The sequence below is a fragment of the Paraburkholderia caffeinilytica genome (genome assembly GCF_003368325.1).
In the GTDB taxonomy this organism is placed as follows: domain Bacteria; phylum Pseudomonadota; class Gammaproteobacteria; order Burkholderiales; family Burkholderiaceae; genus Paraburkholderia; species Paraburkholderia caffeinilytica.
The window spans coordinates 1,275,444-1,298,571 of record NZ_CP031467.1 but is presented as its reverse complement, the minus strand read 5'-3'; the positions used below and the strand labels follow the sequence as shown (position 1 = coordinate 1,298,571).

20 protein-coding genes and 1 pseudogene are annotated in these 23,128 nt (G+C 62.1%); 16 read left to right on the top strand and 5 right to left on the bottom strand.

What is annotated here, in order from left to right:
- The 6 genes from ispH to DSC91_RS21835 all read left to right on the top strand — a co-directional run bounded on the left by ispH (position 1) and on the right by DSC91_RS21835 (position 6,650).
- Positions 1-960, top strand: coding sequence for a 4-hydroxy-3-methylbut-2-enyl diphosphate reductase (gene ispH / locus DSC91_RS21860; RefSeq protein WP_115780828.1), 960 nt, complete (start codon positions 1-3; stop codon positions 958-960).
- A 541-nt stretch (positions 961-1,501) separates the two neighbouring features.
- Positions 1,502-2,701 (top strand): branched-chain amino acid ABC transporter substrate-binding protein, encoded by a 1,200-nt coding sequence (locus tag DSC91_RS21855; RefSeq protein WP_115780827.1) that lies wholly within the window; start codon positions 1,502-1,504, stop codon positions 2,699-2,701.
- Positions 2,702-2,928: 227 nt separating this feature from the next.
- On the top strand, positions 2,929-3,879 hold the full coding sequence (locus DSC91_RS21850; RefSeq protein ID WP_115780826.1) for a branched-chain amino acid ABC transporter permease: 951 nt from the start codon (positions 2,929-2,931) through the stop codon (positions 3,877-3,879).
- A 26-nt stretch (positions 3,880-3,905) separates the two neighbouring features.
- Positions 3,906-5,075 carry an ABC transporter permease subunit gene (locus DSC91_RS21845; protein ID WP_115780825.1) on the top strand — a complete coding sequence of 390 codons (1,170 nt, stop codon included), beginning with the start codon at positions 3,906-3,908 and terminating at the stop codon, positions 5,073-5,075.
- Between the two features lie 79 nt (positions 5,076-5,154).
- Positions 5,155-5,928, top strand: a complete 774-nt coding sequence (locus tag DSC91_RS21840; protein ID WP_115780824.1) for an ABC transporter ATP-binding protein — start codon at positions 5,155-5,157, stop codon at positions 5,926-5,928.
- 17 nt (positions 5,929-5,945) lie between these two features.
- A complete protein-coding gene (locus DSC91_RS21835; RefSeq protein WP_115783422.1) occupies positions 5,946-6,650 on the top strand; it encodes an ABC transporter ATP-binding protein in 705 nt (234 codons plus the stop codon).
- Between the two features lie 127 nt (positions 6,651-6,777).
- Here the strand turns inward: DSC91_RS21835 and DSC91_RS21830 are convergent, their stop codons facing one another.
- Both DSC91_RS21830 and DSC91_RS21825 read right to left on the bottom strand, forming a co-directional pair.
- Positions 6,778-7,242, bottom strand: coding sequence for a GNAT family acetyltransferase (locus DSC91_RS21830; RefSeq protein WP_115780823.1), 465 nt, complete (start codon positions 7,240-7,242; stop codon positions 6,778-6,780).
- An 18-nt stretch (positions 7,243-7,260) separates the two neighbouring features.
- A pseudogene (locus DSC91_RS21825) lies at positions 7,261-8,690 on the bottom strand (acetylornithine transaminase).
- Between the two features lie 459 nt (positions 8,691-9,149).
- Between DSC91_RS21825 and DSC91_RS21820 the strand changes: the two are divergent.
- Complete coding sequence (locus tag DSC91_RS21820; RefSeq protein WP_175172031.1) at positions 9,150-9,926, top strand: hypothetical protein; 777 nt, start codon at positions 9,150-9,152, stop codon at positions 9,924-9,926.
- Here the strand turns inward: DSC91_RS21820 and DSC91_RS21815 are convergent.
- Positions 9,892-10,923: a CDP-6-deoxy-delta-3,4-glucoseen reductase gene (locus DSC91_RS21815; protein ID WP_115780821.1), complete on the bottom strand. Its 1,032-nt coding sequence runs from the start codon at positions 10,921-10,923 to the stop codon at positions 9,892-9,894. The genes DSC91_RS21820 and DSC91_RS21815 overlap by 35 nt on opposite strands.
- Before the next feature lie 94 nt (positions 10,924-11,017).
- Between DSC91_RS21815 and DSC91_RS21810 the strand changes: the two genes are divergently transcribed.
- Positions 11,018-12,094 carry a Rossmann-fold NAD(P)-binding domain-containing protein gene (locus tag DSC91_RS21810; protein ID WP_115780820.1) on the top strand — a complete coding sequence of 359 codons (1,077 nt, stop codon included), beginning with the start codon at positions 11,018-11,020 and terminating at the stop codon, positions 12,092-12,094.
- A 127-nt stretch (positions 12,095-12,221) separates the two neighbouring features.
- Here the strand turns inward: DSC91_RS21810 and DSC91_RS21805 are convergent, their stop codons facing one another.
- On the bottom strand, positions 12,222-12,410 hold the full coding sequence (locus DSC91_RS21805; RefSeq protein ID WP_115780819.1) for a hypothetical protein: 189 nt from the start codon (positions 12,408-12,410) through the stop codon (positions 12,222-12,224).
- A 168-nt stretch (positions 12,411-12,578) separates the two neighbouring features.
- Positions 12,579-13,289 (bottom strand): pseudouridine synthase, encoded by a 711-nt coding sequence (locus DSC91_RS21800; RefSeq protein ID WP_115780818.1) that lies wholly within the window; start codon positions 13,287-13,289, stop codon positions 12,579-12,581.
- Positions 13,290-13,445: 156 nt separating this feature from the next.
- Here DSC91_RS21800 and DSC91_RS21795 point away from each other — a divergent pair, with 156 nt between their 5' ends.
- From DSC91_RS21795 to DSC91_RS21760, 8 genes are all read left to right on the top strand, one after another.
- Positions 13,446-14,411, top strand: a complete 966-nt coding sequence (locus DSC91_RS21795) for a MurR/RpiR family transcriptional regulator (RefSeq protein WP_373291772.1) — start codon at positions 13,446-13,448, stop codon at positions 14,409-14,411.
- Positions 14,408-15,400 (top strand): isoaspartyl peptidase/L-asparaginase family protein, encoded by a 993-nt coding sequence (locus tag DSC91_RS21790; RefSeq protein WP_115780817.1) that lies wholly within the window; start codon positions 14,408-14,410, stop codon positions 15,398-15,400. Before DSC91_RS21795 ends, DSC91_RS21790 begins: the two co-directional genes overlap by 4 nt.
- Before the next feature lie 99 nt (positions 15,401-15,499).
- Positions 15,500-17,422, top strand: coding sequence for a dipeptide ABC transporter ATP-binding protein (locus DSC91_RS21785; RefSeq protein WP_115780816.1), 1,923 nt, complete (start codon positions 15,500-15,502; stop codon positions 17,420-17,422).
- Positions 17,423-17,543: 121 nt separating this feature from the next.
- A complete protein-coding gene (gsiB, locus tag DSC91_RS21780) occupies positions 17,544-19,106 on the top strand; it encodes a glutathione ABC transporter substrate-binding protein GsiB (RefSeq protein ID WP_115780815.1) in 1,563 nt (520 codons plus the stop codon).
- Positions 19,107-19,214: 108 nt separating this feature from the next.
- Positions 19,215-20,135, top strand: coding sequence for a glutathione ABC transporter permease GsiC (gene gsiC / locus DSC91_RS21775; RefSeq protein WP_115780814.1), 921 nt, complete (start codon positions 19,215-19,217; stop codon positions 20,133-20,135).
- Positions 20,136-20,142: 7 nt separating this feature from the next.
- Positions 20,143-21,048 (top strand): glutathione ABC transporter permease GsiD, encoded by a 906-nt coding sequence (gsiD, locus tag DSC91_RS21770; protein ID WP_115780813.1) that lies wholly within the window; start codon positions 20,143-20,145, stop codon positions 21,046-21,048.
- Positions 21,045-22,208 (top strand): DmpA family aminopeptidase, encoded by a 1,164-nt coding sequence (locus DSC91_RS21765; protein ID WP_115780812.1) that lies wholly within the window; start codon positions 21,045-21,047, stop codon positions 22,206-22,208. The genes gsiD and DSC91_RS21765 overlap by 4 nt, the downstream gene beginning before the upstream one ends.
- Positions 22,208-23,041 carry a M55 family metallopeptidase gene (locus tag DSC91_RS21760; protein ID WP_115780811.1) on the top strand — a complete coding sequence of 278 codons (834 nt, stop codon included), beginning with the start codon at positions 22,208-22,210 and terminating at the stop codon, positions 23,039-23,041. The genes DSC91_RS21765 and DSC91_RS21760 overlap by 1 nt, the downstream gene beginning before the upstream one ends.
- Positions 23,042-23,128: the final 87 nt, after the last annotated feature.

Below are 23,128 nucleotides of genomic sequence, written 5' to 3'. Positions count from 1 at the left end.
ATGAGCATCACGGATACGACTCTTGCCGAAACTGAGATCCTGCTGGCGCAGCCGCGTGGGTTCTGCGCCGGCGTCGATCGGGCCATTGAAATCGTGGAGCGGGCCATCAAACTGCACGGCTCGCCGATTTACGTGCGCCACGAAATCGTCCACAACGCCTATGTCGTGGAGGATTTGCGCAAGAAGGGCGCAATCTTTATCGAGCAGCTGGAAGAAGTGCCGGCCGGCAATACGGTCATTTTCAGCGCGCACGGCGTGTCGAAAGCGGTGCGTTCGGAAGCCGAGTCGCGTGGCTTGCGGGTGTACGACGCCACTTGTCCGCTCGTGACCAAGGTGCATATCGAAGTCGCGAAGATGCGCCAGGACGGCTTCGACATCGTGATGATCGGCCACAAGGGTCACCCTGAAGTCGAGGGCACGATGGGGCAGGCGGGCGAAGGCATGCACCTGGTGGAAGACATCGAAGACGTGCAGGCCTTGCAACTGGCCGATCCCGAGCGGATCGCGTTCGTTACGCAAACCACCCTGTCGGTCGACGACGCAGCCGAGATCATCGCTGCCTTGAAGGCAAAGTATCCGGCGATCCGCGAACCGAAGAAACAGGATATCTGCTACGCCACGCAAAACCGTCAGGACGCGGTCAAGTTCATGGCGCCGCAATGCGATGTCGTGATCGTAGTTGGCAGCCCGAATAGTTCGAATTCGAACCGGCTGCGCGAGCTGGCCGAAAAGCTTGGCGTGCCTTCCTATATGGTGGACTCGCCGGATCAGATCGATCCGGTGTGGGTCGAAGGCAAACGCCGGATCGGTGTGACGGCGGGCGCCTCAGCGCCGGAAGTGCTGGCGCAGGCCGTAATTGGCCGGTTGCGTGAGCTCGGCGTGCGCAACGTGCGTGCGCTCGAAGGCATCGAGGAGAACATCGCGTTTCCGCTGCCGCGCGGGCTGGGTCTGCCTGCCTGACAATCAGCCGACGTTTCTGAAAGAAAAGCGCGCCCAAGGGCGCGCTTTTTTTACGTCCGCGGATTCGTCGGTCCGCCGAAATAAAGTGCCAGATCATCGCCAGAAGCCGTTTTAAGTGTTCTCCCACACAAATTCTTTTGAATTGTGATTTGGCTTTTATTTGATCTTTCGATGATATGTCCCCGTTTAAATCCTATCAAACATGCTGCCTTGATTTTTGACGCACTAGAATGGTGCGCTCATCTTGATATCAATGGAAACGTAATACCTAACGCGAACCACGGCGCAATCGGGGATCGGGCCAGATCGCTGCAACACTTGATGCCATTGGGCGCAACGGTGGTGCAACTGATGCACGAAAAATAGTCGCAACCGGGTTGCGCCTATCGGGGGATTTCTCTCTCAAAATAAGGTTGCAATGCAGGAAAACCCCACCGTTTCAACAATATTGCCCGTCGCATAATTGGAGTTACAATGCGCGCGTTCTCAAGGCCTCCGGGTCCCGAACAATGGATTTTGCAAGGCGCGGGAGACCTACTTAATGCGAGTCAAATTTGCTTACACCGTGTCCATCGTGACCGCGGTTGCGATGTTGACCGCGTGCGGCAAGAAACAGGATAGCGAGGCGGGAGCGGGTGCATCGGCTGCCATGGCGGCGGCACCGGCTAGCGAGGCGATTGTCGTGAAAATCGGTCATGCGGCCCCATTGACGGGCGGCATTGCACATCTTGGTAAAGACAACGAAAACGGCGCGCGTCTGGCGGTCGAGGAAATCAATACACAAGGCTTGACCATCGACGGTCACAAGATCCAGCTGGAGCTCGACGCGCAGGACGACGCCGCGGACCCGAAAACGGGAACGGCAGTCGCTGAAAAATTCGTCGACGATCATGTCGTCGCCGTGGTTGGGCACCTGAATTCGGGCGTTTCGATTCCGGCGTCCAAGATATATAGCGATGCGGGGATCGTGCAGATCTCGCCGTCGTCGACGAACCCGGGGTATACGCAGCAAGGTTTCAAGACGACTTATCGCGTGGTCGCGACCGACGCCCAGCAGGGGCCGGCGCTTGCCAACTACGCAACGAAAGTGCTTGGCGCGAAACGCATCGCGATCGTCGACGACTCGACCGTATACGGCAAGGGACTGGCCGACGAGTTCGCAAAGACGGTGCAGGCGAGCGGGGCGAAGATCGTCGCGCGTGAAGCCACGAATGACAGGGCTACGGAGTTTCAGGCCGTCCTTGGAAAGATCAAGCGTGTTCAGCCGGACGTGATCATGTTCGGCGGCATGGATGCAACGGGCGGGCCGTTTACCAAACAGGCGGCGGCGCTCGGTATCGGGGCAAAAATCCTTGGCGGCGACGGTGTGTGTACCGACAAGGTGGGTGAGCTGGCGGGAACCGCCGTGCAAAACCTGGTCTGTTCGGAGGCAGGACTTGCGCTTTCGAAAATGGACAAAGGAGCGGACTTCGAAAAGAAGTACGTGGACCGCTTCCACACGCCGGTGCAGATTTACGCGCCGTTCACGTATGACGCTGTGTACGTGATTGTCGATGCAATGAAGCGCGCTAATTCGATCGAGGCGCCCAAGGTGCTGGCTGCGATGCCGTCGACCGATTACAACGGGGTAATCGGCCACATCGCGTTCGACGACAAGGGTGATTTGAAAGAGAGCGCCATTACGCTTTACGACTTCAAGGACGGCAAGAAAGCGGTTCTCGACGTCGTGAAGATGCGATGACGGGACGTTCAGCCTGACGGCACCGAAACCACCCAACGGTGCCGTTTTTGCATCCGCCATCGGCGAGTCCACGACTGCATCACAGTCATAAGACGAACCGGGCAGCGGATAACCCTTACCGGTCTTTTACATCAGTACCCGCAGTGCCGTTGAGATTGGCGTACCGCATCACCGCCCACCGGCTGATGAAGAACGCGAATCCAGTTGCACGGGCTAAGGAGCATTAAATGGATATCTTCATCCAGCAGGTCCTCAACGGGCTGGTGCTTGGCAGCGTTTACGCCATCATCGCACTGGGCTATACGATGGTTTACGGCATCTTGGGCATCATCAACTTCGCTCACGGCGACGTGTTGATGGTGGGCGCGATGGTTGCGCTCTCAGCCATAGGCGTGCTTCAGAACCACTTCCCCGGCCTCGGCAATGTGCCGACGCTCATCATCGCGCTGATCATCGCGGCCATTGTGTGCGCGGCGGTCGGCTACACGATCGAGCGCGTGGCCTACCGGCCGTTGCGTAAAGCGCCGCGTCTCGCGCCGCTGATCACCGCCATCGGCGTGTCGATCCTGCTGCAGACGCTGGCCATGATGATCTGGTCGCGCAACCCGCTGCCGTTTCCGCAGTTGCTGCCCACCGACCCGCTCAACGTGATCAAGGCCACGGACACGACGCCCGGCGCCGTGATCTCGATGACTGAAATCGTGATCATCGTGGTGGCGTTCCTCGTGATGGCAGGTCTGCTGCTGCTCGTGCACAAGACCAAGCTCGGCCGCGCCATGCGTGCGATCGCCGAGAATCCGGGCAACGCCAGCCTGATGGGCGTCAACCCGAACTTCGTGATCTCGGCGACCTTCATGATCGGCTCGGCACTCGCGGCGCTGGCCGGCGTGATGATCGCGTCCGAATACGGCAACGCGCACTTCTACATGGGCTTCATCCCCGGCCTGAAGGCCTTTACCGCGGCGGTGCTCGGCGGTATCGGCAATCTCGGCGGCGCGATGGTCGGCGGCGTGATCCTGGGGCTGATCGAACAGTTGGGCGCCGGCTACATCGGCAACCTGACGGGAGGGGTGTTCGGCAGTAACTATCAGGACGTGTTTGCGTTCATCGTGCTGATCATTGTGCTGGTGTTCCGTCCGTCGGGCCTGCTCGGCGAACGCGTTGCGGATCGCGCTTGATCCTGGGCCATTAGGAGTAAACAGACATGACCTCAATTCAACCGATCGAGCCGTCCACGACGCTCATCCCTGAAAAGAACCTGACCAAGACGCTGACGGTCGGCATCATCACCGCGATCTTCGTGATCGCGGCGCCGATGATCATCGGTACGGCAGGCGGCAACTACTGGGTCCGCGTGCTCGACTTCGCGATGCTCTACGTGATGCTCGCGCTCGGCCTGAACGTGGTGGTCGGCTTTGCCGGCCTGCTGGATTTGGGCTACATCGCGTTCTACGCCGTCGGCGCCTACACATCCGCGCTGCTCTCCTCGCCGCACCTGGCGGCGCAGTTCGAGTGGATCTCGCATCTCGCGCCGGGCGGGCTGCATGTGCCGTTCCTGATCATCGTGCCCTGCGCGATGGCCATCGCCGCGTTCTTCGGCGTGATTCTCGGCGCACCGACGCTGCGTCTGCGTGGCGACTACCTCGCCATCGTGACGTTGGGCTTCGGGGAAATCGTGCGGATCTTCCTGAACAATCTCGACCGTCCGGTGAACATCACCAACGGCCCGAAGGGGATCACGGGGATCGACCCGGTGCATGTCGGCGACTTCAGCCTCTCGCAGACGCACTCGCTGTTCGGCTTCCAGTTCCCGTCGGTGTACTCGTACTACTACCTGTTCGTGCTGGCCGCGCTGCTGGTGATCTGGGTGTGTACGCGTTTGCAGCACTCGCGTATCGGCCGCGCATGGGCCGCGATCCGCGAAGACGAAATCGCCGCCAAGGCGATGGGCATCAACACCCGCAACGTGAAGCTGCTGGCGTTTGCGATGGGCGCGTCGTTCGGCGGCCTGTCGGGCGCGATGTTCGGTTCGTTCCAGGGCTTCGTGTCGCCGGAATCGTTCACGCTGCCGGAGTCGATCGTGGTGCTGGCGTGCGTGGTGCTGGGCGGCATGGGCCACATTCCGGGCGTGATTCTGGGCGCGGTGCTGCTCGCGGTGCTGCCGGAATTCCTGCGTTCGACGATGGGTCCGCTGCAGAACATGGTGTTCGGTCATGAAATCGTCGACACGGAAGTGATCCGTCAGCTGGTCTACGCACTCGCGATGGTGCTGATCATGCTGTACCGCTCGGAAGGCTTGTGGCCGTCGCCGAAGCACGAAGACAAGATCGCGAAACTGTCGAAGCGTAGCGGCAAGAAGCCGGTACGGGCCTAACGGCGCAGGGCTACGGCCCTGCATGGGACCAGAGTAAGCGCTAAAGCGCCAACTCTGGTCGACACGAGAGAGATAAAACATGAGCGATAACATTCGACTGTCCGTGAAGGGCGTGAACAAACGCTTCGGCGGCCTGCAGGCGCTGTCCGACGTGGGCCTGGAAATCAAATCCGGCCAGATCTACGGCCTGATCGGCCCGAACGGCGCCGGCAAGACGACCTTCTTCAACGTGATCACGGGCCTGTACACGCCGGATTCGGGCGAGTTCAAGCTCGACGGCGACAACTACACGCCGACCGCCGTCTACCAGGTGGCGAAGGCGGGGATTGCCCGTACGTTCCAGAACATCCGTCTGTTCGGCGGCATGACCGCGCTGGAAAACGTGATGGTCGGCCGTCACGTGCGTACGAAGCACGGCCTGCTGGGCGCCGTGTTCCAGACGCCGGCCGAGCGCAAGGAAGAGCGCGAGATCAAGGAGCGCGCGGTTGAACTGCTGGAGTACGTCGGCATTGCGCAGTACGCGGACTACACGTCGCGCAATCTGTCGTACGGCCACCAGCGCCGTCTGGAGATTGCCCGTGCTCTCGCGACCGATCCGAAGCTGCTCGCGCTGGACGAACCGGCTGCCGGCATGAATGCAACGGAAAAGGTCGAGCTGACCAAGCTGCTCGACAAGATCCGCGCGGACGGCAAGACGATCCTGCTGATCGAGCACGACGTGAAACTCGTGATGGGTCTGTGCAACCAGATGACGGTGCTCGACTACGGCAAGGTGATTGCGCAAGGTCTGCCGCAAGACGTGCAGAAGGATCCGAAGGTGATCGAAGCTTATCTGGGTGCAGGAGTCCACTGATGTCCACAACGCAAACCATGTTGAAAATCAAGGGCCTGCAGGTCAATTACGGCGGTATCCAGGCAGTCAAGGGAATCGACCTCGAGGTCGCGCAGGGCGAACTGGTCACGCTGATCGGCGCGAACGGCGCGGGCAAGACCACGACGATGAAGGCGATCACGGGTCTGAAGCCGTACACGATCGGCGACATCGAGTACATGGGCGAGTCGATCAAGGGCATGCCGCCGCATCTGCTGCTCAAGAAAGGGCTGGCGATGGTGCCGGAAGGCCGCGGTATCTTCGCGCGCATGTCGATCGTCGAAAACATGCAGATGGGGGCTTATCTGCGTACGGATACGGACGGCATCAAGGCGGACGTGGATCGCATGTTCGGCTTCTTCCCGCGCCTGAAGGAACGCGCGACGCAATACGCGGGCACTTTGTCGGGCGGCGAACAGCAGATGCTGGCGATGGCGCGCGCGATCATCAGCAAGCCGAAGCTGTTGTTGCTGGATGAGCCGTCGATGGGTCTGTCGCCGATCATGGTCGAGAAGATCTTCGAAGTGGTGCGGGCGATTTCGGCTGAAGGCATGACGGTGCTGCTGGTCGAGCAGAACGCACGTCTCGCGTTGCAGGCGGCGAACCGTGGTTACGTGATGGACTCGGGTCTGGTGACGATGTCCGGCGACGCGAAGCAGATGCTCGATGATCCGAAGGTTCGGGCAGCTTATCTCGGTGAATAAGTTGGTAAATAAGTTGACGAATAAGTGGGTGAAAACCCCGGACTAAGTTAGCTTTAGCCGTAAAAAAAGGCCGCATGCGTTTCAATCGCGCATGCGGCCTTTCTCCATTCAGGCGGCTGCCTGGTGCCTAAGCGGCCGGAGTGTCCGCCAGTTCGCCGAGGCGCTTGCCGAGACTGATCACAGCATCCGCGCGATAACCGAGCGCCTCATAGAACGCGCGCACGTCGGCCTTCGCGGACAGCACTTGCAAATTCAGCTTCGGGCAGCCGCGTTCGGTCAACGCGCTTTCGACGTGCGCGACCAGACGCGTGCCGATACCGTGACGACGCAGCGATTCATCCACCGCGAGCGAATACAACCAGCCTCGGTGCCCGTCGTAACCCCCCATCACCGTGCCGACGATACGTTCGCCGAACACCGCGACAAAAAACAGTTCCGGTTGCGTCGCCAGCTTGTTGGCGATCGACAGATGCGGGTTGCGTTGCGGTCTCGTCACGTCCCGATACTCCGGGAACGCTTCCTGCCATAGCGCGACCACGGCATCGGTGTCGCTCGCTTCGAAGCGGCGGATCGATAACGGCTCGGTCGTCATACGCGCTTTCCTGTGCGATTACAGCGTGTCGAGAATCGAACGCAGCATCGCCATCATCTGGTCGATTTCTTCGTTCGTGACGTTCAGTGCCGGCATGAAGCGCAGCAGGTTCGGACGTGCTGCGTTCAGCAGCAGACCGTCGGGTTGCATCACGCGAGCCTTCTCGACGATCTGGTTGCCGATGTCCTTGCCGAGCAACAGGGCGCGCAGCAGACCTTCACCGCGTTCGCCTTCGAAGCCGCGCTCTTCCGACAGTTCGAGCAATTTGGCGCGCAGATATTCGCCGCGCGCACGCACGCCTTTGAGGAAACCTGGCGCGGTCAGTTGCGAGATCACCGAGTAGCCGACCGCGGTCATCAGCGGATTGCCGTTGTACGTACCGCCCTGATCGCCCGCTTCGAACACGGCGATGTCGGCCTTCGCGAGCAGCGCCGCGAGCGGCACGCCGCCGCCGATGCCCTTGCCGAGCGTCATGATGTCCGGTTCGATGCCCGACAGTTCATACGCGAACAAGGTGCCGGCACGGCCGCAGCCGCTTTGCACTTCGTCGACGATCAGCAGCAGGTTGTGCTTCTTCGTCAGTTCGCGCAGTTGCTGCATGAACTCGCGCGTGGCGGGAATCACGCCGCCTTCGCCCTGAATCGGCTCGAGCATCACCGCGACGGTCTTCGCGTTGACCAGCTTTTCGACCGATGCGATGTCGTTCAGATCCGCCTTCGGGAAACCCGGCACTTGCGGAGCGTAGATCGTGTCCCAGCCCGGTTTGCCGCTTGCTGACATGGTGGCGAGCGTACGGCCGTGAAAGCTGTGATCGAACGTGATGATTTCGAACGCGCCGTCCTTGAACTTCTTGCCCCACTTGCGCGCGAGCTTGATGGCGCCTTCGTTCGCTTCGGCGCCGCTGTTCGCGAAGAACACCTTGTCGAAACAGCTGTGCTGCGTGAGCAGACCGGCGAGCTTCGCCATCGGCTCGTTGTAGAAGGCCGGCGACGGATTCAACAGCAGCTTCGATTGCGTGTTCAGCGCTTCGATCATGCCGTCGTTGCAATGGCCGAGGCTGTTGACCGCCCAGCCCTGGATGAAGTCCAGATATCGCTTGCCGTTATTGTCGTAGAGCCACGAGCCCTTGCCGTGCGTGAAAACGATTTCGGGCCGGTTCGTGATGTACATCAGCGACTCGATCGGGTACTCATTGAAATTCATAACGGCAGGCTCCAGACAGCGGGGTGAAGGGTGAGTGAGCGATTGGCCCGACACAAACATCGGCCGGGGGAAAACAAAAAAGCAAATAAAAAAGCCACGGCATGCCGTGGCTTTCATGATTCGAACTGCTTGCGCCCTTGTGCGGCGCGAATCCGTGACGAAGCCAGCGGCGCCCCTAAGGGAGCGGCGAGCGGCGACGTCGAAGTTCGGACTGGATGCGGTTCATGCGCGAAAGAATACGACAAGAAAAGCGCTGGTGTAAACCATGAATTTGCATTGGACGGATATTTTGTGTCCGCGGCGGAAGTTCAGGTTGTACGCCGATTATGAGATGTGTGGCTGACTAAAATGTGACATCGGTTGTGGAGCCGCTGTCCGGTAGGGCGAAACAGGCCGGCGTAAACGGCTGCCAGAAATGCAAATGGGCGCTCAGGAGAGCGCCCATTTTTAATCAGGAAGCCGGGGGTCCGCCCACCCGAAGATAGCTGCCGACACTGATCCCGACTTATCGCCAACAATTCTAAAAGCACAGGAGCTAAAGGTCAATGAAACACCTGACAGATGAAGAAATTACGGCAGTTGCCGCACTGCTTTCGGGCGAGCGTCTCGGTACGTTTCAGGCAATGGCAGGGAGCACTCGCGCAGCAGTCGCTCTTCATCAGGAGATGTTGCAGCTTGCCGGCGCACTGATGAGCGTGACCGCGGTGGTCGAAGTCGCACTGCGCAACGCCGTGTGCGACAGACTGACCGAGTATTTCGGCGTTGAAGGTTGGTTGCGTCGACCACCGGCGCCTTTTGCGTGGAAGGACGAGGAGCGTGGCAAGATCGAAGCGGCGGTTCGCAGTGCGCAGCGCGCCGCCTACACCAAGTTGAACTCTTCCGACAAACGCGCTCTCGATGAGGTGGCGTTCCGTCGCGGCGTGCCGCATGGGTTACGGCAGGAATTCAGACTCGACGCGCGGCAAAAGACAATCTCTGTTCGAAGCGGGCAAGTGATCACCCAACTCACTATGTACTTCTGGAAGCGGCTGTTTTCCAACGACTACGAACAGACGTTATGGAAATCGTCGCTCAAGCGCATTTTCCCGGACAAGCGAGTCGATCGGTCGGCGGTCGCCATCCAATTGGAGCACATCTATCAGACGCGTAATCGCGTCGCGCACCATGAGCCGGTATATGGCCGCAGGCTGTTCGATACGCTGACCGCGGTCGATTTTGTTGTTTCGCATCTGGGTGCAGCCGGCAGCGATGGATGCACGCCCTTGCACAAAATGCTCTGGCCGGAGCATGCGGCGCTAGAAAACCAGGCGCACGCGTTGCAGATCAGAATCGACGCCTTCGTAGGCGCACACCCTACATGCGAAAAGCGCGGCCATTTGCACAGCCGCGCTTCCAGAACTCCGCGTCGCGAGCATCGACGCGCATGCGACGATGCTACGCATTCTCTCAAACCGCGTTCGCCAGATCCGCTGCGCTCGTGAACGAGTCCGCGTAGAACTCGTCTTCCGGCAGCCCATGGTGCTGGGTGAAATCGCGTTGCGCCGACTCGACCATCACCGGCGCGCCGCACGCGTACACCTGGTACGGCGACAGATCCGGCAGGTCCTCGATGACCGCGCGATGCACGAAGCCGACGCGGCCCGTCCACGCATCGCCCGCGTCCGGTTCCGACAACACCGGCACGAACTTGAAGTTCGGAATCTCGCGAGCCCATTGCTCGGCGAGTTCGAGCAGGTACAGGTCCTTCTTGCGGCGCGCGCCCCAGTAAAGCGTCATCGGGCGATTCAGGTTCTTGAACACCGCATGCTCGACGATCGCCTTCAGCGGCGCGAAACCGGTGCCCGAGGCCAGCAGCACGATCGGCTTGTCCGAGTCTTCACGCAGGAAGAAGGTGCCGAGCGGGGCTTCGAAGCGCAGGATGTCGCGCTCCTTCATTGCATTGAAGACGTGATCGGTGAACGCGCCACCGGGCATGTGACGGATGTGCAGTTCGATCGGGCCTTCGGTGTGAGGCGCGCTCGCCATCGAATAGCTGCGGCGCTTGCCGTCTTTCAGAATGAATTCGAGGTACTGGCCGGCCAGATATTGCAGACGCTCGTTAGCGGGCAATTGCAGTTTCAACACGACGACGTCGTCGGCCTTGCGCTCGATCGCGTTCACGCGGCACGGCAGTTTCTTGACCTGCACGTCGCCTACGCCGGCCACTTCGCGGATATCCACTTCGAGATCGGAGCATGCCGTCGCGCAGCAGAAGAGCGCCATGCCGCGAGTCTTTTCGTCGTTCGACAAGGCCGACGACGAATGCTGACGCTGTTCGATCTGCCCGCTGACCACGGTGCCTTTGCATGAGCCGCAGGCGCCGTTCTTGCAGCCGTACGGCAGGCCGATGCCCTGGCGCAAAGCCGCGATCAGGACCGGTTCGTCCTGTTCTACCTGAAACTGCCGGCCGCTTTGCCGGAGCGTGACGTTAAATGCCATAGAGTGTTCGAAATCGAAAAGTCGGTAATCGTTATCGGACCCGCGGTGCAACTGTGCGGTACCTGCCTCGCTTGACGGCTACAATGCGTCCACCATGAAAGCGACACGAAATTTACGCCGGCCGCGCGTGTTGATTGTTGGCTGCGGTGACGTCGGCATGCGCTGCGTGCCCCTGTTGCGGCCACGCGCGCATGTCTTCGCGCTCACCAGCCACGCCGAACGCAGCGCCGAATTGCGCGCCGCCGGCGTCACGCCGCTGGTCGGCGACCTCGACGTGCGCCGCAGTCTGAAGCGGCTCGCCGGCCTCGCTCGGACGGTGCTGCATCTCGCGCCGCCGCAAAAGACCGGCGACGACGACCGCCGCACGCGTGCCTTGCTCGCTACGTTGAGCGCGCGCCGTGATCGGGCGATGCGTGCGGCGCGCGGTGCGATGACACCGGTCGGGCGGCTGCGTCGCGGGTCGCGCAACCTCAGTGCCTCGTGGGCGGAATCTGAAGCAGCCAATATTGTACCCGACAGGGTGCGCTGGACCGCCGCTCCACGCGTGCCTGTGAGGCTGGTGTACGCAAGCACGACAGGCGTCTACGGCGACTGTGACGGTGCGTGGATCGACGAGACGCGCGCGCCGCAGCCGGCCAATGCGCGCGCCAAACGCCGCGTCTCGGCCGAGCGGCAACTGCGGCGCGCCACCGCGCGAGGCGCGGTCGCCGCCAGCATCGCGCGGATTCCGGGCATCTACGCGGGCAACCGCCTGCCGCTCGCGCGACTGGAAAAGCGCACCCCGGCCTTGATCGACGCCGACGACGTCTACACCAACCATATCCATGCCGACGACCTCGCCGCGATCCTCGTGCGCCTCGCCACACACGGGCGGCCGGCGCGTGTGATTCACGCGTCCGACGATACGTCGCTGAAAATGGGAGCGTACTTCGACGCGGTGGCCGATGCGTTCGGTCTCGAGCGCGCACCTCGCATCCCGCGCGCGGAGGCCGAACGGCAGATCGAGCCGACCTTGCTGTCCTTCATGCGTGAATCGAGGCGGCTCGTGAACCGGCGCCTCAAAGAAGAGTTGCGTGTGCGCCTGCGGTATCCAAGCGTCGACGATTTTCTGCGCGTGCTGTCCGAACGGCGTGCCACGGGGCCACACGGCGAAGCAAAAGCGGGCGGCTGAGAAAACACGCGGCCAGGCGACGGGTTTCAACACGTTCAGCCGCAAACAACAAATCGCCGGGCCATGCAGCGCCCGGCGATACTCCGCGCGCCGGCCTCTGCGCCGACTGCGCGCCCCCCTTTGTGGCTTATGTCAGCGCCGGCAATGCCTCGAGCAACAGAAAACAAAGCATTGCGCCGATCAGCGCGCCGATCAGGTTCGGATGATATTTATGCCGCAGCCGCATCACGACCAGCAGTCCGCCGACCAGGACTATCCCGAGACATGTGAAAGCAATCATCGCGGATGAAATTTCAATCGTGTCGTGGATGACCATGGCGCCCCTCCTTGAACCCTTTGTAGTCTTTGTTTAAACGAGTATAGAGCGAGTTGTAAGGAAGGGCATGCTGCGATGCAGCGCGCAATGCGGCGTCTCTCAGGGCTTATGTGCGGGCGCGCACACGATTCTCCTGACGCATCAAGGCTCTAAAGGGGGCCTACCGGTTTACCCGCTCCGTAAAGATCCGAGGTCGGTTTCGTCGAGCCATTGCCACGCGCCAACCGCCAGTGTCGCGGGCAACGCGAGTCCGCCGATCCGCTCGCGATGCAGCGCTTCGCAACGGTTGCCGGCGGCCGCGATCATCCGCTTGACCTGGTGATACTTGCCCTCCATCACGGTGAGGGCCAGCGCGTGCTCACCGCGCGCCTCCACATCGACGGCGACGATCGGCCTGGGCTCGCCGTGCAGCAGGACACCGTTGCGCAAGGCGCTCAACTGGGCGTCGTCGATGGGATGGCGCGTGGTCGCGATGTACAGCTTCGGCACCTTGCGTTTCGGCGACGTGAACATGTGCACGAACTTGCCGTCGTCGGAGAGCAGCAGGAGGCCGGTCGTGTCCTGATCGAGGCGGCCCACGCATTGCACGCCGCGTTCGGCGAACTGCGGCGGCAGCAGGCTGAATACGCTCAGGTGATGCTGCGGATCGCGCGAACACTCGTAGCCGGCAGGCTTGTTCAGCAGCAGATAGGCGTGCTCGCGATACGGCCAGACGACCCCGTCCACGCTGAAGCAGAGCGTGCTGTCATGAGTTGGGAAATCGGCGTCGGCATCGGTGCGGACAGCGCCGCAAATGCTCACGCGACCGTCGCCGATCAGCGCCCGGCATTGGCGGCGCGAGCCGAAACCTTGAGTGAAGAGGATGCTTTCGAGATTCATGGCGAGCGAAGAATAGCACCGCAAGAAGCGGAACGCCCGCGGGCGTCCGTGAAAACCCTCGAAAATGAAAATGAATTTTTTTCGGCGAGATTTCCATGTAAATATACTTTCATTCATTTTGATTACACCGTCGCGCCACCGCGTCGGCTCGCTTGCATGATCCTTCACTCGCCAGCCGCTTCGAACCCCGCCGAGCAGGCCATCGCCGCGCGCATCGCCGCAGCCATGCCGACCCTCACGCCGATCCATCGACGCATGGGCGACTACGTGCTGGCGAATCTGTTCCGCGCCGCGACCATGCGAATCGACGAACTGGCGAGCGTGGTCGGGGCATCGGTGGCAACGGCGAATCGCTTTGCTCGCGCACTCGGCTTCGATGGATATCCGCAGTTTCGCGAGGCGCTCGTACGCGGTTTCGAAGCGACGCTCGCGCCGGTAGAGCGGTTGCGTAGCGCGCAGGAATCGCTCGCTTCCGGCGACGATCTGCTCGATGCCTTGCTCGAACAGGCGGCCGCCAATCTTCATGCAACGCGCACTGCGATCGACAGCGCTGCGGCCGAAGCAGCGGTTGAAGCGATCGTCTCCGCGCGTCGTGTATTCGTGCTCGGCTACGGGGCCAGCGCATTTCTCGCCGGATTGATGGAGCACGGCTTGATGCCGTATCACGACAATGTGCAATCGCTCGCGTTGATCGGCGGACCGTCGCACGCTGCGCGGCGTCTGTTCGCCTCGAACGAAGGCGATCTGGTGATCGGAATCGCGTTTCCGCGCTACGTCGAAGACACGATCGAACTCGCGCGGCGTGCGGCAAGCCGCGGGGCGCGCGTGCTTGCGCTGACTGACGGCCCGCGTTCGCCGCTCGCGCAATTCGCCGATCTCTCGCTCTTTATCCGCTCCGAGCGGCGGCTCGCAGCCAATGCCGATTCGGCCGTGCTGGCCGTCATCGAGGCGCTGTGCGACGCGGTCGCCTACCGGGCGAAGCGCTCGGTGAAGGCCGCCGCCGAAGTCACCGAATTCGTGCTGCCCTGGCTCACCGATCCGCAAACGGTTGTCGCCAGCGCAAGCGAGCAGTCCGCGAGCGCTTCCACTCGTATTCCCCGCACTACCAAAGCCAAGAAATGAACTCCAACTCAGTCATCGCCATTCATGGTGGAGCAGGCACGATCGTGCGCGCATCGATGTCGTCCAGCGCCGAAGCCGACTATCACGCTGCCTTGCAAGCTGTGCTGAGCGCCGGACAGCGCGTGCTCGCCGACGGCGGCAGCGCGCTCGACGCCGTCAGCGAAGCGGTGCGTCTGCTCGAAGATTGCCCGCTTTTCAATGCAGGCCGCGGTGCGGTCTACACGGCCGCCGGCACGCATGAACTGGACGCGGCCATCATGGACGGCAGCACGCTCGACGCCGGCGCGATCTGCTGCGTGACGCGCGTACGCAATCCGGTTCTGGCGGCGCGCCGCGTACTCGAACGCAGCGAACATGTGCTGTTCACGGGCGAAGGCGCGGAAGCCTTCGCGGCCGCGCAAGGACTCGAATTCGTCGAGCCCGGGTATTTCCACACCGAAGCGCGTCATCGCCAATGGCAACTCGCGCGTGGCCAGCAGCGCGCGATGCTCGATCACGACGGCGCGACGCTGGCGTCCGCGCCCTCATCGAGCGACGACGATCCCACGCCGCACGAGCCGATCGATCCGAATCGCAAGTTCGGCACGGTAGGCGCGGTCGCGCTCGATCAGCACGGCCACGTGGCGGCCGCCACCTCGACGGGCGGCGTCACCAACAAGCAGGTCGGCCGGGTCGGCGATACGCCGCTGATCGGCGCGGGATGTTATGCGGACGATGCAACCTGTGCGGTCTCGACCACGGGCACCGGCGAGATGTTCATGCGCATGGTGGCCGCCTACGACGTCGCGGCGCAGATGGCGTACCGCAACGTCTCGCTCGAAGAAGCGGCGCACGACGTGGTGATGAACCGCTTGCCGAAGATCGACGGACGCGGCGGCCTGATCGCCGTCGACGCACGCGGCAACGTCACGCTGCCGTTCAACACCGAGGGCATGTATCGCGGTTTCGCGCGGCTCGGCGAGTCGCCGGTGACGGCGATCTATCGCTGATGCTGTCTTGCCGCGCCGTCGCTTGAACGGCTGCTTGAATCTTAGTTTGAGTTTTTGCCTGAGCCACCGTTAGCCGCGTCCGAATCCAAAGGAACCATCGTGCCGACTTCATCGCACACCGTCAGTCCGCTTATCGAAACCTTGCCGCCGCAGCGCGTGCTTGCGGTCGACGATCTGTCGGTCGCATTTCGCAGCGGCGACAAGACCGTCAACGCGGTGCGCAATCTCTCGCTGACCGTCGAGCGTGGCGAGACGCTGGCGATCGTCGGCGAATCGGGCTCGGGCAAATCGGTGACATCGCTCGCGTTGATGCGGCTGATCGAGCATGGCGGTGGGCGCCTTGCCGGCGGCAGCATCGTACTCCGGCGCCGCGACGGCAGCGTGCTCGACCTCGCGAAAGCGTCGTCCGGCACGATGCGTTCGATTCGCGGCGCCGACATCGCGATGATCTTCCAGGAGCCGATGACCTCGCTCAATCCGGTGTTCACGGTGGGCGATCAGATCAGCGAAGCGATTGCCTTGCATCAAGGGAAGAGCCGGTCCGCCGCGCGCGCCGAAACGCTGCGCCTGCTCGACCTCGTGCGCATTCCGGAAGCGCGCCGCGTGGCCGCACGTTTTCCGCATCAGCTATCCGGCGGCATGCGTCAACGCGTAATGATCGCGATGGCGCTGTCGTGCAAGCCCGCACTGCTGATCGCCGACGAGCCGACCACGGCGCTCGACGTCACGATCCAGGCGCAGATCCTGCAATTGATTCGCGGCCTGCAGGACGAGATGAACATGGGCGTGATCTTCATCACGCACGACATGGGTGTGGTGGCCGAGGTGGCCGACCGCGTGCTGGTGATGTATCGCGGCGAGAAGGTGGAAGAGGGTGCGTCGGATACGCTGTTCGCCGCGCCGTCGCATCCTTATACGAAGGCCTTGCTCGCGGCGGTCCCGCGCCTTGGCGCGATGCAGGGCACCGATCAGCCCGCCAGGTTTCCGATTCTGACCGTCGAGCAGGCGGCCTTGAATGGCAGCGATGAGGCCGTGTGTCCCGCTACGGCCGTCGCCGCAGAATCGCAACCATTGGTCCACGACAGCACGCCGCCGATTCTGCGCGTACGCGATCTGGTCACGCGCTTTCCGGTCAAGAGCGGTCTGTTCGGACGCCTGACGGGGCGCGTGCATGCGGTCGAGAAAGTCAGCTTCGATCTGCGCCCGGGTGAAACGCTCGCGTTGGTCGGCGAATCGGGTTGCGGCAAGTCGACGACGGGCCGTTCATTGCTGCGCCTCGTCGAAAGCCAGAGCGGTTCGATCGAATTCGACTGCAAGGAGATCAGCTCGCTCACAGGCTCTGCGTTACAAGTGCTGCGTCGAAATATCCAGTTTATTTTTCAGGACCCGTTCGCTTCGCTGAATCCACGCTTGACGGTCGGCTTCTCGATCATGGAGCCGTTGCTCGTGCATGGCGTCGCGCAAGGCGCGGAAGCCCAGGCACGCGTTGCGTGGCTGCTCGAAAAGGTCGGCCTGCCGCGCGAAGCCGCAGGACGCTACCCGCACGAATTTTCTGGCGGGCAGCGGCAACGCATTGCGATTGCGCGTGCTCTGGCATTGAATCCGAAAGTCGTGATCGCCGATGAATCTGTCTCCGCACTGGACGTTTCCGTGCAGGCGCAGATCGTCAACCTGATGCTCGATCTGCAGCGCGAACTCGGCGTTGCGTATCTGTTCATTTCGCACGACATGGCGGTGGTGGAGCGCATCAGCCATCGCGTGGCGGTGATGTATCTCGGCCAGATCGTCGAGATCGGACCGCGCCGCGCGGTGTTCGAAGCCCCGCAGCACCCGTACACGAAGAAGCTGATGGGCGCGGTGCCGGTCGCCGATCCGGCGCGCCGTCACGCGAAACGCATGCTCGCCGCCGATGAGATTCCGAGCCCGATCCGCGCGCTGAACGACGAGCCGATCGTGGCGCCGTTGATTGCGGTGGGTCCGGATCACTTCGTGGCTCAGCATCGGGTCGGCGGGGCTTACTAGACGCGCGCAAGCTTGAACACAAACCTGAACACGGACCTGAACGAAGCACTAAACCCGAAGCAAAGCCATTTTTTCTCGCAGCACATAACCCTGTTTCAATTCGCAGCCTGGAGCCAACCTCATGAACCTGCTGGTCCCGTCTTCTCCGTTTCGTTTGCGCGCGCTGGTCAGCGGCGGCGCGGTGGTGTTCGCGATGCTCGCGGGCAATGTGGCGCACGCCGACACGACGGCCGTGATGGCCGTTGCGTCGACCTTCACGACGCTCGACCCGTATGACGCTAACGACACGCTGTCGCAAGCCGTCGCCAAGTCGTTCTATCAAGGCCTGTTCGGTTTCGACAAGGACATGAAGCTGGTCAATGTGCTGGCCGATAGCTACGAAGCGAGTCCGGACGCGAAGGTTTACACGATCAAACTGCGTCACGGCGTGAAGTTCCAGGACGGCACCGACTTCAACGCCGCGGCAGTGAAAGCGAACTTCGACCGCGTGACCGATCCGGCGAACAAGCTCAAGCGCTACAACATGTTCAACCGTATCGAGAAGACCGAAGTGGTCGATCCGTACACCGTGAAGATCACGCTGAAGGCGCCGTTCTCGGCGTTCGTCAACGTGCTGGCGCATCCGTCGGCGGTGATGATTTCGCCTGATGCGCTGAAGAAGTACGGCAAGGACATCGCGTTCCATCCTGTCGGCACCGGTGCGTTCGAACTGGTGAAGTGGGATCCGGCAGGCGACCTGACGGTGAAGAAGTTCGCCGGCTACTGGAAGAAGGGCTACCCGAAGGTCGATGCGATCGACTGGAAACCGGTGGTCGACAACAACACGCGTGCAGCGTTGATGCGCACCGGTGAAGCGGACTTCGCGTTCCAGGTGCCGTTCGAGCAGGCCGCGCAATTGCAGTCGAGCCCGAAGGTCGATCTGATCGCGTCGCCGTCGATCATCCAACGCTATATCAGCATGAACGTCAACCAGAAGCCGTTCGACAATCCGAAGGTGCGCGAAGCGCTGAACTACGCGGTCAATAAGGACGCGCTGATCAAGGTCGCGTTTGCCGGGTACGCGACGCCGGCTGAGGGCGTGGTGCCGCAAGGCGTCGAGTACGCGACGAAGCTCGGCCCCTGGCCGTACGATCCGGCGAAGGCGCGTGAGTTGCTGAAGGAAGCGGGTTATCCGAACGGTTTCGAAACGACGCTGTGGTCCGCGTATAACTACTCGACCGCGCAGAAGGTAATTCAGTTCGTGCAGCAGCAACTCGCGCAAGTCGGCATCAAGGCGCAGGTCGAGGCACTCGAAGCGGGTCAGCGCGTCGCCAGGGTGGAAAGCGCGCAGGATCCGGCGACCGCGCCGGTGCGGATGTACTACGCAGGCTGGTCGTCGTCGACGGGTGAAGCGGATTGGGCGATTACGCCGCTGCTCGGGTCGGTCTCGTTCCCGCCGAAGATGGTCAACACCGCGTACTACAAGAACGACACCGTCGACAGCGATCTGAAGCAGGCGCTCGAAACCACCGACCGTACACAGAAGGCCACGCTCTACACCGACGCGCAAAAACGCATCTGGGCCGACGCGCCGTGGATTTTCCTCGTCAAGGAAAAGGTCGTGTACGCGCGCAGCAAGCGTTTGTCGGGTGCGTATGTCGCGCCGGACGGCTCGTTCAATTTCGACGAGATCGCGATCAAGTGATGAGCCGGCCGTCCGGCGCGGTGTGTTCTTCACGAACGCACGAACCGGACGGTCGCGTACTGCTCTGAAAGATCTTTCGTTGCCCGCATCATTGCCGGATTGGGTTTCATGCTGAACTTCCTCGTCAAACGTATCTTTGGCCTGCTGCCGACGCTTTTCATCGTCGCGGTGCTGGTGTTCCTGTTCGTGCATCTGTTGCCCGGCGATCCGGCCCGCCTTGCGGCCGGTCCCGAAGCCGACGAGGCGACCGTTGCGCTGGTGCGCGCCGATCTCGGCCTCGACAAGCCGATGCCCCGGCAATTCGCCAACTTCTTCGTGAAGATCGCGCACGGCGATTTCGGCACCTCCACGCGCAGCAAGCGGCCGGTCAGCCAGGAAATCGGCGAGCGTTTCATGCCGACGCTGCTGCTTACGCTCGCGAGCATGGTGTGGGCGGTGGTGCTCGGCATGGGCATCGGCATCGTCTCGGCGGTATGGCGCAATCGCTGGCCGGACCGGCTCGGCATGACGCTCGCGGTGTCGGGCATTTCGTTTCCCGCGTTCGCGCTCGGCATGCTGCTGATGGAGATTTTTTCGGTGAAGCTCGGCTGGCTGCCGATCGTCGGCGACGGGTCGTGGAAAAGCTACGTGCTGCCTTCGCTCACGCTTGGCGCGGCGGTGGCGGCGGTGATGGCGCGCTTCACGCGCGCGTCGTTCGTCGAGGTGTTGAATGAAGATTTCGTGCGCACCGCACGCGCCAAGGGTGTGCCCGAACGGCTCGTGATCGTCAAACACTGTCTGCGCAACGCGATGATTCCCGTCGTCACGATGATGGGGCTGCAATTCGGCTTTCTGCTGGGCGGCTCGATCGTGGTCGAAGTGGTGTTCAACTGGCCGGGCCTCGGACGCCTGCTGGTGGATGCCGTGTCGATGCGCGACTATCCGGTGATTCAGGCCGAGGTGCTGTTGTTCTCGCTTGAATTCATCATCATCAACCTGGTGGTGGACGTGCTGTACGCCGTCATCAACCCGACCATCCGTTTCAAGTGAGGCCCGCATGAGCATCTCAGTCACCGAGGCGAATGCGGCCAAGGCCGCGCTCGTGGAAAATGCGATCCGCACGCCCTGGAGCGAATTCTGGCGTAAGTTCCGCAAGCAGCATGTGGCGCTCGGCGCCGGCGTTTTCGTGCTGCTGCTGGTCCTGGTCGCGATTCTCGCGCCGCATATCGTGCCGTACGATCCGGAGAATTTCTTCGACTACGACGCGTTGAACGCGGGGCCGTCGGCCGCGCACTGGTTCGGCGTCGATTCGCTGGGCCGCGATATTTTCAGCCGCATTCTGGCGGGTTCGCGTATTTCGCTCGAGGCCGGCTTTCTGTCGGTGGCGATCGGCGCGGTGATCGGCACGTTCTTCGGTCTGTTGGCCGGTTACTACGAGGGCTGGTGGGACCGCATCACCATGCGCGTCGCCGACGTGCTGTTCGCCTTCCCTGGCATTCTGCTGGCAATCGGTGTGGTCGCGATTCTCGGCAACGGCATGATCAACGTGATCTGCGCGGTGGCGATTTTCAGCATCCCGGCGTTTGCGCGGCTCGTGCGCGGCAATACACTGATGCTCAAGCAACTCACCTATATCGAAGCGGCGCGCAGCATCGGCGCGTCGGACTGGACCATCATCGTGCGGCATATTCTGCCGGGGACGATTTCGTCGATCGTGGTCTACTTCACGATGCGGATCGGCACGTCGATCATCACGGCGGCAAGTTTGTCGTTTCTCGGACTCGGCGCGCAACCGCCCATGCCGGAGTGGGGCGCGATGCTCAATGAAGCGCGCGCCGACATGGTCACCGCGCCGCATATCGCGCTGTTTCCGAGCCTGGCGATTTTCCTCACCGTGCTGGCCTTCAATCTGCTCGGCGACGGTTTGCGCGATGCGCTCGATCCGAAACTCGACCGGCCATGAGTTTGACTGAATCGGCAGGCAAAAGCGCACCGCATATCGGGCTGTTGCCGAACGGCCCGCGTGGCACGATCGCCGACGTAGAAGGCGTGACGGTTGGGCATTGCACGCTGGATCAAGGCGCTGTGCAAACTGGCGTGACGGTGATTCGTCCGCATGCCGGCGATCCGTTTCTCGCGAAAGTGCCCGCGGCTGCTTCAGTGATCAACGGCTTTGGCAAAAGCATCGGACTCTTGCAGGTTGAAGAACTCGGCGTGCTGGAGACGCCGATTGCGCTGACCAATACCTTCAGTGTCGCCGCCGTCGCACAAGCGCAGATTCGCGCGGCCATACAGGGCAATCCGCAAATTGGACGCGAATGGTCGACGGTCAATCCGTTGGTGTTCGAATGTAATGATGGATACCTGAACGATGTTCAGGCGCTGGCGGTAAGCGAGCGGCATTACAACGCTGCGTTCGAGGTGGCAAGCGTCGACGTGGCGAGCGGTTCGGTCGGCGCGGGCCGCGGCATGTCCTGCTTCGATCTGAAAGGCGGAATCGGCAATGCATCGCGCGTCGTGGATGTAGCAGGGCAGCGCTATACGGTGGGCGCGCTGGTGCTGGCGAACTTCGGCCGCCTGCCGATGTTGACGATCGACGGCATGCCGCTCGGTCGCGTGCTGGTTGAACGCGCAGCCAAAGCTGCCGCCGCTGGCTCAGCGGCCTTCGCGCATCCGGCGAATTCGGCCGCTTCGGCGAACCCAACGGTCTCGACGAATCCAGCCCTCCCGGCAACGACTGCGAAACCCGAGCAGGGCTCGATCATCATGATCGTCGCCTCCGACGCGCCACTCGACGCTCGTCAGCTCAAGCGCCTATCATTGCGCGCCGCGGCCGGCCTTGCACGAACCGGCTCGGTATACGGCCACGGCAGCGGTGACATCGCGTTGGCGTTTTCAACGACCTACACCGTCTCGCACGAATCCGATTTTGTCGCGCTGCCGCCCGTGCTCGCCGACGCGCGCCTCGATCCGCTATTTCGCGCCTGCGCGGACAGCGTCGAGCAGGCGATCGTCGATGCTTTATGGAGCGCCACGTCTGTGACGGGCCGCGACGGCCACCGTCGTCAGTCGTTGCACGACACCGCCTCCGATCTCGCTCAACTTCTCAAGCAATCCTCCTGATGAAAGTCCTGATTTCCGCCGACATCGAAGGCGTAGCCGGTGTGTTTCATCCCGAGCAAACGCGTGCGGGCAACGGCGAATACGAAGCCGCGCGTCGCTGGATGACCCTTGAAGCCAACGCCGCGATCGAAGGCGCGTTCGCAGGCGGCGCGACGCACGTGTGGGTCAACGATTCGCATGGCGGCTTCCGCAATCTGCTGCCCGATCTGCTCGACGCACGTGCTCAGGTGGTGCTCGGCAAACCGCGTACGCTCGGCATGATGGCCGGGCTCGAATACGGTGCGGCGCTGGTGTTCATGATCGGCTATCACGCCAGATCGCAAACGCGCGGCATTCTCTCGCATACGATCAACAGCTTCGCGTTCGCGCGTGTCTCGTTGAACGGCGTCGAAGTCGGCGAGGCCGGATTGTATGGAGCGTTGGCGGAAGAATATGGCGCACAGGTCGCGCTTTTATCCGGCGACGACGTATTCGCCGAGGAAACCGCGCCGCGTTTTCCGGGCGCGCGTTTTGTCGTCACCAAGAGCGCGACGGGGCATGCGAGCGGGGTCACGCAAACACCGGCAAGCGCTCGCGATGCGATCGAAATGGCCGCACGCGAAGTGGTCCGGCACTACATCGACGCGGGCCGTGCGCCGCACGCCACGCGGGCTGCCGTGACGCCCGTCGAATGCGAGTTGCGTGTGCAAACCACCGCGCTCGCGGATTTGTTCTGCCAATGGCCGACGCTCACGCGTGTCGACGCTGTCACGTTGCGCTTTGGCGCGGAGTCGGCGGAACATGCGGTGCGCATGCTGAACTGCCTGTCGGCGATGTCGTTCATGCTGCGCTGAGCCGCATGACGGAGGGCGTGACTGGCTACACAGCCTGAACGGCCTGTCGGATAGCTTGCACCGGCTCGGTTCGATTTGCTGGATGCA